The 13,013-nt window shown below is 49.6% G+C and carries 10 protein-coding genes; 6 read left to right on the top strand and 4 right to left on the bottom strand.

Annotation, left to right across the window (positions count from 1 at the left end; all coding sequences use genetic code 11):
* Positions 1-12: 12 nt before the first annotated feature.
* Positions 13-864: a flagellar motor stator protein MotA gene (gene motA / locus OLMES_RS08930; RefSeq protein ID WP_087460945.1), complete on the bottom strand. Its 852-nt coding sequence runs from the start codon at positions 862-864 to the stop codon at positions 13-15.
* Between the two features lie 125 nt (positions 865-989).
* Here motA and OLMES_RS08925 point away from each other — a divergent pair, with 125 nt between their 5' ends.
* The 3 genes from OLMES_RS08925 (at position 990) to asd (ending at position 4,646) form a co-directional block, all read left to right on the top strand.
* A complete protein-coding gene (locus tag OLMES_RS08925) occupies positions 990-2,807 on the top strand; it encodes an HDOD domain-containing protein (RefSeq protein ID WP_087460944.1) in 1,818 nt (605 codons plus the stop codon).
* A gap of 137 nt (positions 2,808-2,944) precedes the next feature.
* Positions 2,945-3,769, top strand: coding sequence for a rhodanese-like domain-containing protein (locus OLMES_RS08920; RefSeq protein ID WP_087460943.1), 825 nt, complete (start codon positions 2,945-2,947; stop codon positions 3,767-3,769).
* 19 nt (positions 3,770-3,788) lie between these two features.
* On the top strand, positions 3,789-4,646 hold the full coding sequence (gene asd, locus OLMES_RS08915) for an archaetidylserine decarboxylase (RefSeq protein ID WP_087460942.1): 858 nt from the start codon (positions 3,789-3,791) through the stop codon (positions 4,644-4,646).
* Between the two features lie 62 nt (positions 4,647-4,708).
* Here asd and epmA read toward each other — a convergent pair whose 3' ends face one another.
* Both epmA and efp read right to left on the bottom strand, forming a co-directional pair.
* On the bottom strand, positions 4,709-5,791 hold the full coding sequence (gene epmA / locus OLMES_RS08910; RefSeq protein ID WP_087460941.1) for an EF-P lysine aminoacylase EpmA: 1,083 nt from the start codon (positions 5,789-5,791) through the stop codon (positions 4,709-4,711).
* Positions 5,772-6,341: an elongation factor P gene (gene efp / locus OLMES_RS08905; RefSeq protein WP_087460940.1), complete on the bottom strand. Its 570-nt coding sequence runs from the start codon at positions 6,339-6,341 to the stop codon at positions 5,772-5,774. The genes epmA and efp overlap by 20 nt, the downstream gene beginning before the upstream one ends.
* Before the next feature lie 140 nt (positions 6,342-6,481).
* Between efp and epmB the strand changes: the two genes are divergently transcribed.
* From epmB to OLMES_RS08890, 3 genes are all read left to right on the top strand, one after another.
* Positions 6,482-7,495: an EF-P beta-lysylation protein EpmB gene (gene epmB, locus OLMES_RS08900; protein ID WP_087460939.1), complete on the top strand. Its 1,014-nt coding sequence runs from the start codon at positions 6,482-6,484 to the stop codon at positions 7,493-7,495.
* 122 nt (positions 7,496-7,617) lie between these two features.
* Positions 7,618-9,417, top strand: a complete 1,800-nt coding sequence (locus tag OLMES_RS08895; RefSeq protein ID WP_087460938.1) for a GTPase — start codon at positions 7,618-7,620, stop codon at positions 9,415-9,417.
* Between the two features lie 195 nt (positions 9,418-9,612).
* On the top strand, positions 9,613-11,706 hold the full coding sequence (locus OLMES_RS08890; RefSeq protein WP_087460937.1) for an EAL domain-containing response regulator: 2,094 nt from the start codon (positions 9,613-9,615) through the stop codon (positions 11,704-11,706).
* 70 nt (positions 11,707-11,776) lie between these two features.
* On the opposite strand, the gene serB is transcribed toward OLMES_RS08890, so the two are convergent.
* The gene (gene serB, locus OLMES_RS08885) at positions 11,777-13,000 is read right to left on the bottom strand and encodes a phosphoserine phosphatase SerB (RefSeq protein WP_087460936.1); all 1,224 of its coding nucleotides are present in this window, start codon (positions 12,998-13,000) and stop codon (positions 11,777-11,779) included.
* Between the last annotated feature and the right edge of the window lie 13 nt (positions 13,001-13,013).

Raw genomic sequence — 13,013 nt, 5'->3', positions numbered from 1 at the left:
TAGCACTCCGGCCTAACGAGATTTGACATGATCATTAAGCTCCTGGAAGTTCGGCCGGTCATCATAAAATAAGGCTTTACGACCAAATTCAACGGCCATTTGCGGTGCCAGCCCCGTCATAGTGGCCAATATGCTCACCTTGACACACTCATACGCCTTGACCTCGGAATGAGCCATATTTTCCATCGCATAGGACAACGGTCCGACAAAGCCATAGGCCAGCAATATCCCTAAAAATGTTCCAACCAATGCAGCCGCCACATGCACACCAATTTCTTCTATTGGACCACCAAGCGACTGCATGGTAATTACGATCCCGAGAACCGCTGCCACAATCCCAAAGCCGGGCAATGCATCCGCGACTTTATGCACCGCATGGGCTGGCTCTTCCAGTTCAATTGATCGGGTTTCAATTTCCAGATCCATCAACCCTTCCAATTCATGGGGTGCCATATTTCCGGTACTGATGATACGCAAATAGTCCGTGATAAATTCAGTCAGCGGCACCATCTTCAGAACAGCGGGATAGCGGGAAAAAATTTCACTCTGATTGGGTTCATCCACATCGGCTTCGATTGACATGACACCTTGTTTACGGGATTTATCAAAAATATCGTACATCAGGCTCAATAAATCCATATAAAGCTCTTTATTGAATTTACTGCCGACGATCACCCGGGGTATTCCAGAGAAGACCAACTTGATGGTATGAAAGGAGTTCGAAATAATAAACGCACCAAATGCAGCTCCACCGATGATCAATAACTCGAACGGTTGCCACAAAGCCACCAAATGACCATGGGACAGGACATATCCACCCAGAACACAGCCAATGACGATCAAACATCCAAAGATAAATGTCATATCAACTCATCCATACAAATAACGATGTACAATCGCCCAACCCATACTATAGTTGTTACTAAAATTATTCCTTTAAGTTAAGAACATAAAGTATCTTTTAACAAATACTTAGCGTGAGTTGATCTATGCCCGACGGCAGCAAAGCCTGGACCTCGTTTTTTAAGGATAAACAGCTTCCCGCGATACCCACAGTAGGCAAGCAAGCATTACAATTGCTGAAGTCAGGTGATTACACCTACAAGGATCTGGCCTATCTCATCAACCGCGATCCAGTCTTGTCCTTCCATATACTCAGTGCGGCCAACGAAACCAAATCGGCTGAACAACCACTCAGCAAATCTGTGGATCACGCTATCAGCATGATCGGGCTGGATGCCCTCAGAACAGTGATCGCCAAGGTTCCCTATTTCAAACCCGATGCGACAAACATACGCCATTTCTACTATCTTCGGGCACTCAGCACCAGCCTTATGGCGGGCTACCTGGCAAAAGCAATCAGTCAATACCGTCCAACCCTTAACACCGACACACTTTTCTGGACCACGTTATTTTGCGGCGCGCCAACCTGGTATCTGTGGCGCTTTGCCACCCCGGAGATGCGCTTGGTTCGCTATGCGGTTCGTTCCAACGGCAAAGGCCAGGAACAGGCGGAGATAGAGATTTTAGGGTGCACTGTTCGTGACGTAGGCATTGAATTCTGTAAACACCTGCCGTTACCGGAACTGACTCAGCAATGCTTTAAACTGGAAAATACGCCTTCTGCACGGGCGCTCGTCAACATTGCCCGGGCATCACGTCAAAAGGAAACACCCGCCGTTCCGGAAGATCGAGCATTGAATCACCTGATGGGTTCACCAACCTTTGTTCCGTTGTTATGCAACCTGCTCGCACAACAGGCCACTCACGATTGGTATTCACGCGCAACCTTGCGCTACTTAAAAATACTCTCTGTGTATCTGCACCTTTCACTCGACCGCACGATTTCTATCGTCCACCAAGCTGCTGCAACCGTGTCTCAGGCCCACCCCATTCCGGGCGTCATGGCACCCGCAGCCAAACTCATGCTGCCACCTCGAGAATACATCAACGTTAACTCGTTCGCAGACGTAACAGTGGCAAGCCTGATTGCAAAAGCACAAAATGCAGAGAGCATTCAACAAAACCGGAAAGCGCTACAAAAAGAACTAGCGCAAAAAGAACTAATACGAGAAGAACCACAAAAAGAACCACAAGCCGTGCCCGACGCTACGGTCGGAAACACTGTTAAGCCCCCCCCCATAGAAACCTTGGATGCCCAGAACACGCCCCCCTCAAAAACGCCACAGGCGGATAAAAGCACTGACGTGTTGGTCTCGAATCCCGAAACTCAAGATCAAGGGAACATTGATCAGGGTGTAGAAATTGAAACCGGTCGAAAAGCGAACTACACGCTCTTCAAACAACTCATCCACTCCCTCAGCAAACAACCCGAAGAATTCGCAGACTTGCACGAGATTATGAACGCAGCAGTTCAAGGAATTAGTTATGGTCTCGGGCTGGCACGCACCACTGTCGCGCTGGTCAATACGAAACACACCCGACTCAAGGCCTACTACACGGCAGGTACGCGCAAAAATAAAGAACTGGGTACCTTTCAAATCGATCTAACGAAACCAAACTTGTTCCACCGCCTCATCCAAAGTCCCGCCAGTATCTGGATTAAACCAGATACAAACCGGAGCACCTGGGCTCTAATCCCGCCGGAATTCAAAAAAACCGCCGGTGTCCAGGAATTCTTCCTGATGTCTGTGTTTGTCGGCGAAAAACCCGTTGCCGTGTTCTACGCGGATGGGGGAGTCAATGCCAAACCAATGCAGGATTGGGAATACAAGCAGTTTAAACAAATGTGTCATGCCGTCACGCAGTGCCTGAGTGAGCATTCCCTGAAACAAAAACAGGAGTAAACTCTAAGGCCTGTTGATGTTTCGCCCTTGTGCCCGGATCTGTTATCATCCGGCGCTTCTGCCTGGTCGATCAACCACAATCCCGAGCAAGACCAAGGCGCAGCAATTTTCCGACTGGATAACCGTGAGAATGCACAATGGAACAACTACCCCTCATTATTGAGCCAGAAGCACTAGTGAATCATCTGGATCGTTCGGATCTGATCCTCGTGGATCTTTGCTCCCTAACGCAATATCAAGAAGCACATTTACCCGGGGCTCACCATGTCGCACCAGCCGAAACCCAACTCGGGATCACCCCCGGACCTGGACGCCTGCCAACCACTGAAGCACTTTCAGCACTGATTTCCCGTTTGGGCATCACCCCGGATAAGCACGTTGTCGTTTATGATGATGAGGGCGGTGGCTGGGCCGGGCGTTTTATCTGGCTTCTGGACTGTATTGGCCACACTCGTTATTCCTATTTGAATGGTGGACTGATCGCCTGGCACGCGCTGAGCCTGCCACTGACACCAACGGTACCTCCCGCAGCGGAAACCACTGTGTCTGTAACCGTTCACGAAGCCCCCACGGTCAGTACCGATGACCTGATTGAGCTTGTAAATAACAAATCTGTAACGGTGTGGGATGCCCGCTCGCCTCAGGAATATACCGGTGAGAAAATCGTTTCGGCCCGAGGAGGACACATTCCAGGGGCGATTAACTTTGAATGGACTCAGGCAATGGACCCCGGTCGGGACTACCGCCTGAAACCCCTGAGCAAACTTGAAAAAATATTAACGGATCTGGGTATTCTGAATGGTAAACCGATCATTACCCATTGCCAGTCACACCACCGATCGGGTCTGACCTACCTGATTGCCAAAGCCTTGAATCAACCCGTCCAGGCTTATGCCGGCTCCTGGTCGGAATGGGGAAATCGAACGGATACCCCAATCGAAAGCGAAACAAAAGTCAGCTGAATTCACGAGATAATCCACAATGCGTTTTGATAATTTATTTGTGATGGGCCAGCACCTCGCCCCGCAACATGGACTTTCCCGAGCGGCAGGCATGCTTGCCAACTCCAAAGTCGCAGCAATCAAGAACCCGTTTATCAATTGGTTCATCAAACAATACAATGTGAACATGGCGGAAGCCGAGTTTCCAAACGCCGAAGACTATGCTGACTTTAATACGTTTTTTACCCGGGCTCTGAAACCCGGTGTACGCCCGATCGATCCCAGTGAGAATACACTGGTAAGCCCGGTCGATGGCACGATCAGCCAGATTGGCCGGGTCGAAAAAGGGAAGTTGTTTCAAGCCAAGGGGCAGGATTTCAGTCTGATCGATCTGCTCGGTGGCTCAATGGAGCGCGCCAAACCATTTGTCGATGGCGAATTTACAACAATCTATCTTTCACCAAAAGATTACCACCGCATTCATATGCCGGAAGCGGCGACGCTAAGGGAAATGGTACACGTCCCCGGAAGACTGTTTAGCGTAAACCCTGTTACGACCGAAAAGGTTTCCGCCCTGTTTGCCCGCAATGAACGGGTTGTCTGCATATTTGACACGGCTTTTGGTCCCATGGCGATGATTCTTGTCGGGGCAATGATCGTAGCCAGTATCGAAACCAGCTGGGCAGGCTTGGTCGCCCCCTCACGCCGACGTGTTAAAGCGGTGCAATACGGAGAGGACTTGAATATCCGGTTTGCTCGGGGTGATGAAATGGGGCGGTTCAAACTGGGCTCCACCGTTGTCCTGGTGACGCCACCCAAAACCACTGAATGGCTCGACCACTTGAAAGCCGGTAGCGCCTTGCGAATGGGAGAACCTATCGCAAATCTTCAGGGCTAAACCGCCAGCAAACTCCGATGTGGTTTACGTCTTTCCGGGCTTGAACAGCGAATGCCTCCCTGTCAGGCCCGGTCAACGGGAAACGTCAACACAGCATCAATTTCTTCAGCACCAAGCGCGATCATTAACAACCTGTCCAGACCCAGAGCAACGCCGGCACAGGCGGGCATTCCTGCACTCAAGGCATCAATCAGATGGTAATCTATCGGTCGACAGGGTTTATCTAAAGTCATTCGTGCCCGGTTATCGGCCTGAAGACGTTGTTCTTGCTCCCGGGCATCCAGCAATTCATGATAACCGTTCGCGATTTCAAGCCCATGGATATAGAGTTCAAAACGCTGGGCTACATCGTACCCATCCACTTGTGTCACTTGTGCCAAAGCAGCCTGGGATGCGGGGTAGTCGTGCAGAAAACTGGGTCGCTCAGCACCCAGCCTTGGCTCCACTTTATGACTCAGAATGACATCCAGCAAAAGATCGCGATCATCGGATAAACCCGGCATCTCGGTAAAACTGAGGATGCACGACTTCAATTCTGCAACTGACGCCAAAAACGGATCAATTCCGGCATACTGACGGAATGCATCACGGTAGGTGATTCGCTCAAAGGGTAGTGAAAAATGCGGCAAAGCAAGTTGAACCAACGCTTCCACTTCAGTCATCAGGTTCAAATCATTAAAGCCAGGACGATACCATTCCAGCATGGTAAATTCCGGATTATGACGCCGCCCCCGCTCACCGTTTCTAAAGGTTTTACAAATCTGATAGATTGGCCCGCTTCCGGCGGCGAGCAATCGTTTCATCGCAAACTCAGGCGACGTCTGCATAAAAAACAAAGGATCTTGGGCATGCTCAGCGTCAAACACTCTTGAATCTGTCCACAGCCTGGACTGAACCCCCGCCACGGAGCATTGAATCGCATCGAGATAAGGGTCGGTCGCAACAGCTGCGCTCAGGATGGGTGTCTCCACCTCCAAAACCCCCTGCTCTGCAAAGAACAATCTTATCTTTCGGAGCATTTCACCCCGAGCTTTCAGGGCATCAATTGAACAGGTTGGCAACCAGCCAGCCTGTTCAATTTCAGAGCGGGCATAAGCCCGCTTATTCGCATAGTGCTCGGCTGCGTTATTTTGCTCGGCTGACATAATCGCCCGTGCGAGTATCAATTTTTAACACTTCACCAATACTGACGAACAACGGTACGTTCACAACCGCGCCGGTAGTAAGTGTCGCGGGCTTGGTTCCGCCCTGAGCCGTGTCACCTTTCACACCGGGATCCGTCTCAACCACCTCAAGATCAACAAAATTAGGCGGTACAACGGACAATGGCGCGCCATTGAACAATGTTACAGAATACACCTCTTGCTCTTTCAACCATTTGATGGTGTCCCCCACAGCACTTTGATCCGCAGCATGTTGCTCGAAAGAACCATCCGTGAGCATAAAATGCCAGAACTCACCATCGGTATAGAGGTACTCCATATCCAGATCGATAACGTCTGCCCCTTCCAGAGACTCTCCGGATTTAAAAGTACGCTCCCACACTCGTCCGGATTTCAAGTTACGGAGCTTGACGCGATTGAAGGCCTGACCTTTACCGGGTTTAACGAACTCGTTTTCAACGATGGCGCACGGGTCTCCATCTAGCATTACTTTGAGACCTGATTTAAATTCGTTGGTAGAATAGTTGGCCATGATACCTCACCGAAAAAATAGAAATTTAAGAGTTAAACTTGATCCGCTGGCTCTAGCTCTACGATGTCGACGCTCGTTATGAGCTCCGAGCAATACTGAAATCCGCTACGTCCAGCCAATTAGATAATGGAAAACGCTAAATGATACCGCGAATTGACGATTCGATAGAAGAGTCAAGCTGGAAGAAAATCCTTTCCAGCGCTATAAAATCTCCGCTCGAGCTGTTGCAAAGGCTGGAATTACCGGAAAACCTACTCCTTTCTGGAGAGGTAATTGATGCAGAATTCGCCCAGCGGGTTCCAGAGCCGTTTCTCAACAGGATTAAAAAGGGTGATATCAATGACCCACTCCTGAAACAGGTCCTCCCTGTCGCTAAAGAGCGAGAACAACACCAGAACTACATCGATGATCCGCTTCAGGAGTCTGACTCCAATCCAATCCCGGGAGTCTTGCACAAATACAAGTCACGAGCCCTTTTGATCACCCATCCGGCTTGTCCGATTCACTGCCGCTATTGTTTCCGACGCCACTTCCCCTATGGGGAGAATAATCCGGGACAGGCCCGACGCGATGCAGCGTTGGCCTACATCAGACAGGACACACAATTAAATGAAGTTATTTTGAGTGGTGGCGATCCACTCACGCTGGATGACCCCCATCTGCAATCACTGTTTGACCAGATTTCAGGTATTCCACATATCAAACGTATTCGTCTGCACAGCCGGTTTCCAGTGGTGATTCCGCAACGAATCACAGAGACATTAATCCGTACCCTGCAACAAAGCCCACTGAAAACTGTGCTTGTATTGCACATCAACCACCCACAGGAGATTGATCAACAGGTCGCAAACGCGTTGCAAAGACTCCAACATAACAATATTACACTTCTGAATCAGTCGGTATTGCTGCACGGGATCAATGACGATGCCACTATCCTCAAGCACCTGAGTGAAAAACTCTTCGACATTGGCGTACTACCCTACTATCTTCACCTACCGGATGCGGTTGCCGGAACAGCCCATTTCGATGTTTCGAAGGCCCGGGCCATCGCGCTTATGCGCGAGTTACAGGCCGAGTTGCCGGGCTTTCTGGTACCGAAACTGGTGAAAGAAAACCCGGGAGAACATGCAAAAACGACAATTTTCGGTGGTTAAGCACTGAAATCCTGACTTACCAATTTTTTTTGCTATGCTTCAGTAGAGACCCGTTTATTATTGAAAACAAAACGATAAGACACTTTTCTATAATTGATCAATCACTACACGGTATTTTTTTGATGGACGCTCGGGGTAGCATGTTAAATTTACGCATTCCAGACCAGACCCTTATGACACTGTCGTTTTGTGACGCCACAGTTAAAGGACTAGAGCAATGGGCCGATGAACTACCCAAAGCGAATATTGGGGAGACTGCCCGGCAACTTTATCATGCCATCATTGAGTTAAATCAACTGTCTGCAGCCCCTACCCTGCGCATGCAGTTGCTCGAAGTGGTTCGTAGTCCGATGCATTTTGTGTGCACGGAGCTGTCCAAGCACTTCTTGAACCAGTCGATCATGCTTCCGGAAAAGCAGCGCAAGATCGCCAATCTCAGTCAGGCCCTCCAGGTGCACCTGGCGACCGGCTACAAGATTGTTTTGATGAACGCAATAACGCAAAGCGGACCGGATCGCCACAAAAAACTCCTGGCACAAGCCTCCCATCGCATTATCGTTGAGTTCGGGCGTGCGATATTACGTGCCAATCAACTCTATTGCGCCAGCCCCGATAATATCTGGCATGAGATGCATCAAATCTTCTGCTTCGCCGACGCACATAATCTCAGGGATCTTAAAGTCAACGACAAGGAAATGGCCTATAAAACTGAAAGCTCAGTTGAATCACCCTACAAACAGGTTCTATTACTGGGCTGCTGCAAGCCCAATCAACTTCGTCAAAATGACCTCAACACCCTGTACAACGTACTTGAGCACTGGGCAGATCAGGTTAAGGTTAGCCAGAAACGAATCGATAACGCGCTCTTTGTGATCAACATGAAGAAGGACTCCCCCCCGGTCTATCGAAGCCTCGTTCATAGTGCAGAGACAGAACAATACTATGGACTGGATACGGCCATGCTGGTCAAACAGATTTCAGACTATCTCAACACCCCCAATCCAAACCGGCGGAATCAAAGTTCAGATGGCTTGGCCATGCCCGAGCCGCTTTCCGACCAGATCATGGCACATTTGGCGCAATCCCTCGGTGTTCTGGCCAAGCGCACATTCAAACGCATTGCCAGCCAGGGCAACCTGTTGATTTGCGTCGGAATGAGTGCAACACACTATTACAGTGCAGGCGAAACCGAATTCAATAAATTCATGATCAACGCATCAGATGACGAGGAGGAGGGAAACAAGTTTCTCAACGCGGCAAACAAGAAAAATGATGCATGGGGAGGCGCTTTCGACGCCGGAGCTGGCGATGGCATGCCCGCTGGCAGCTCAATTGATTTTGCGGCAGGCAACAGCGAAGAAGAGCGAAAGCCTGGATACAAGGTTTACAAGATTCCATTGATTAACACCAGTCCGGGAGGCTATTGCCTGCACTGGACTGCCGAAATGCCGGGTAATATTCAAACCGGAGAGATTCTTGGCGTTAAAGAGCCCGGCGTAGAGGGTTGGAGCATTGCTGCCATCCGCTGGATTCGCCAGATCAAGCAACAGGGAACGCAACTTGGCGTAGAACTATTAGCCCCGACAGCCGGCCCCTGTGGCATTCAACTGTTACAGAAAACCGGGGATAACAGTGAATTTTTAAGAGCACTTATCCTGCCGGAGTTAACCGCAATCGGCCAACCTGCAACTGTGATTACGCCACGGCTGCCGTTTCAAACCGGGCAAAAAGTGATGATTTTCGAAAACGGCTCATCACAACGCTGTCAACTGGTCAAAAGGGTTTCGGCAACCGGAAGCTATAGTCGCTTCGAAATTAAATACCTGGATGGAATGATGCCTTTTCCTGATCCAGCGCCGAGTAAAAGTACAAAAAACTCAACCGTGGAGGATGATTTTGACTCCCTTTGGCCATCCCTGTAACGGTAAATTTCCCGGTTCAGCAGTCTGGTCAAAGAAGGATAATTGGTTGTACTGACCCTGCTTGATCATTAGAATACCGCTAGGGTCTGTTGACGGACAACAAGCCCTGGCTACCACCCAATACCTGTCAACCGATTCAGCGTTGAGAGAAAAACAGTCTACAGACTGAAATCAGCTGTCCAGAAGCCAAACAGAATGAAAAAGAAAAACGAAACCGTACATCTACTCATCCTTGATGAATCGCAAAATGATGCGGAGCATCTTGTCAGCCTGCTACGTAACTCCGGCCGGGCAACCCGAGCACACAGGGTCACCTCTCTGGAAGACTTGACAGAACACTTAAACACGCACAGCTGGGATCTGTTTCTCGCCCGTGAGGAAGAACGGGAATTTGACTGCACAGCCGCCCTGACCGAGCTAAAGCGCCTCGACAAAGATATTCCTTTCATCATTCTCAGCAAAGAACTCGATAAAGATACAATTGTTAACTTTATGAAAGCCGGGGCCCAGGATGTGGTTCCGTTTGAATATACGGATCATTTGATGCTGGTGATCTCCCGGGAGCTGAAAAACCTGTACGAACGGCGGCAGCGTAAAACTGCAGATATTCATCTGCATGAAGCGGAAAAACGCTGCGAACTCTTACTCGACAGTTCAAAAGATGCTATCGCCTACGTCAATGATGGCATGCACATCTACGCGAACCAGTCCTATCTCGACTTTTTGGGATATGAAGACATGGACGAAATGATGTGCATTCCAATCCTCGACACCATGGACAGCAAAACTCAAGAGAAGTTTAAAGAAACCACCAAGGGGTATCAGCAAAACCCATCCGACTGCCAGTTGCCAGGTGTGGCCAAACGAAGCGACGACCATGAGATTGAAGTGTCCATCTCATTGTCGTCCGCGACTTACGATGGCGAACCTTGCATGCAAGTCATTATTCGCCCGCAAACCAGCAATGCAGAGCTCGAAGAAAAACTGAAAGAGATCAGTAGTCAGGATTTGCTTACCGGTCTTTACAATCGTCAGCACTTCATGGAGCAACTGACCAAAACGGTCGAAAGCGCCCACTCCAGTGATACCCAAGGGGCTCTACTTTATATCGTCATCGACGAATTCAATACCCTGAAATCAGATGTCGGTATCGCCGGAACTGACTTGATACTGAGCGATATTTCCGCTGTTTTAAAGGATACCAAGCGCACCGAAGAAAACACGCATGACATTATTGCGCGCCTGGGTGACGACACCTTCGCAGAATTGATGGTCAGCGTTGATGAAAAAAATGCCATGAGCCAGGCAGAATTAATTCGTCGGAACGTAGAAGAGCATCTATTCGAAGTGTCTGACCGAACCATCCGGGTTACAGTCAGCATTGGTGTCGCACTGATCAATGAGAATGCGCCCAAGTCAAACGACCTGATTGGTCGTGGTCATGTCGCCTCAGCGGATGTGAAAAAACTGAAAGACCACGAAAAAGGTAACGGCATCCACCTTTATGTGCCCAAAGAGCTTGGGAATGACGTCGATAATTCCTCAAATGCACTGCAGAAAGCACTGGATGAAAACCGTTTTAAAACCTTATATCAACCGATCATCAGTCTGCGCGGAGAAGGGGAAGAACATTACGAAGCCTTTATCCGCATGCTGGTTGAGGATGATGAGGAAGTTTCCCCCTATGACTTCCTGCCACCATCAGGCCCGTCCGATATGGCCACCAAAATAGATCGCTGGGTAATCCTTAAAACCATCAAGACATTGGGGGCACATAGAGCGAAGGGACATCAAACCAAACTGTTCCTGAACATCACAGCAGAAACCATACTCGATCAAACCTTCCTGCAATGGCTGAGCGTGGCCCTGAAAGCTGCGCGCCTTCCCGGTGATGCCATCATCTTCCAGATTACGGAAACCGATGCAGTCAACTACCTGAAGCAGGCAAAAGGCTTTGTAAAACACCTGAAACAGCTTCATTGCAAGCTGTCGATCAGCCGTTTTGGCTGCGCGCTGGATCCCTTTAACACGCTCAAACATCTGGATGCCGACTACGTTAAACTGGATGGTTCGTTTACTGAAGAAATCCAGCAAAATGAAGAAACCCGTGAACAGGTGAAAGAGATGATCCAGAGCCTTCAGGGCATGGGCAAACTGACCATCGTACCGCTGGTGGAAAACGCTTCGGTGCTGTCCACGTTATGGCAAGCGGGGGTCAACTACATTCAGGGCTACTACCTGCAGGCACCAACGACAGAAATGAATTACGACTTCAGCGAAGAGCAATAACCGCAAGCCAACTTTCAGCTTGGCATAAAAAAAGAGGGCAATGGCCCTCTTTTTTTAGTGGTGCAGTCCGCTAATCCAATTCATTATTGGTTTCACGGTCCCGGAATCCAATTAGATAGAGAATCCCGTCCAGACCAATATTTGATATCGCATGTCGTGCCGTTTCCTTTACTAACGGCTTGGCCCGAAATGCAACCCCCAACCCGGCCTGACTGAGCATCGGCAAATCATTGGCACCATCGCCCACCGCAATCACCTGCTCTTTACGGATATTCTCCCGGGCAGCAATTTCATTCAGCAAATGTGCCTTGCGCGCGCCATCAACAATCGTACCGGTTACCCTGCCCGTCACAGCTCCACCCACAATTTCCAGCTCATTGGCATAAACGTAGTCAATGCCCAGCTTTTCCTGAAGGTGTTTGGCAAAATACGTGAACCCGCCTGACAGAATTGCGGTTTTGTACCCCAGTGATTTCAGGGTACCGATTAGACGCTCCGCCCCTTCCGTTAAATTGAGTCGTGCCGCGACGGTTTCAAGCACCGATTCCGGCATACCTTTCAGAAGACCGACCCGTTGCGCAAAACTTTCATTGAATTCAATCTCGCCACGCATGGCCCGCTCGGTAATCTGGGCGACCTGGTCACCCACACCAGCCTCCTTGGCCAATTCGTCAATCACCTCGGCATCGATCAATGTCGAGTCCATGTCGAATACAACCAGGCGGCGATTGCGACGGAAGAGATTATCTTCCTGGAACGCAATATCAACGTTCAGCTCACCACTGATTCTTAAAAACTCAGCCCTGAGCTGCTCCAGATCAGAAGGTGTACCCCGCACAGAAAACTCGATACAGGCTTTGCCTTGAGCGTCCCCCGAAGCCAGCCCCCGTCGCCCTGACAATCGTGAGATATTGTCGATATTGAGTCCATGCTGTGCAGTAATACCGGATACTTTTGCAATCTGTTCGGCAGTGATCGTCCGAGCCAGCAAGGTCACAATGTAACGCGCCTTGCCTTTACCCTCGACCCAGGCACGATACTGTTCCGAATCAATCGCTTCAAATCGGGCTCGAAGCTCCAGCTCATGCATGCGAAACAGCAAATCTTTCAGCACCGGTGCAGACTCCTGCTGGTCTGCAATTTTGATCAGAATGCCCCAGGTCAGGTGATCATGGATCACGGACTGACCAATATCGAGAATTTCGATACCGTATTGCGCCATTATTCCGGTAATTTCTGATGTTAGCCCGGGCTTGTCTGCGCCAGATACATTTATCAGTATTACTTCACTCAAAGTCGGATACTCC

The sequence above is a fragment of the Oleiphilus messinensis genome, assembly GCF_002162375.1.
In the GTDB taxonomy this organism is placed as follows: domain Bacteria; phylum Pseudomonadota; class Gammaproteobacteria; order Pseudomonadales; family Oleiphilaceae; genus Oleiphilus; species Oleiphilus messinensis.
Note: the sequence above shows the minus strand (reverse complement) of the source record. Positions and strands in the feature narration are given on the sequence as shown.

What these genes read in the sequence shown, in the direction of transcription:
- efp (WP_087460940.1), bottom strand. Translation starts at nt 6,341, where the DNA reads ATGGCCAACTATTCTACCAACGAATTTAAATCAGGTCTCAAAGTAATG.
- motA (WP_087460945.1), bottom strand. Translation starts at nt 864, where the DNA reads ATGACATTTATCTTTGGATGTTTGATCGTCATTGGCTGTGTTCTGGGT.
- epmB (WP_087460939.1), top strand. Translation starts at nt 6,482, where the DNA reads ATGATACCGCGAATTGACGATTCGATAGAAGAGTCAAGCTGGAAGAAA.
- OLMES_RS08925 (WP_087460944.1), top strand. Translation starts at nt 990, where the DNA reads ATGCCCGACGGCAGCAAAGCCTGGACCTCGTTTTTTAAGGATAAACAG.
- epmA (WP_087460941.1), bottom strand. Translation starts at nt 5,791, where the DNA reads ATGTCAGCCGAGCAAAATAACGCAGCCGAGCACTATGCGAATAAGCGG.
- asd (WP_087460942.1), top strand. Translation starts at nt 3,789, where the DNA reads ATGCGTTTTGATAATTTATTTGTGATGGGCCAGCACCTCGCCCCGCAA.
- OLMES_RS08920 (WP_087460943.1), top strand. Translation starts at nt 2,945, where the DNA reads ATGGAACAACTACCCCTCATTATTGAGCCAGAAGCACTAGTGAATCAT.
- OLMES_RS08890 (WP_087460937.1), top strand. Translation starts at nt 9,613, where the DNA reads ATGAAAAAGAAAAACGAAACCGTACATCTACTCATCCTTGATGAATCG.
- OLMES_RS08895 (WP_087460938.1), top strand. Translation starts at nt 7,618, where the DNA reads ATGGACGCTCGGGGTAGCATGTTAAATTTACGCATTCCAGACCAGACC.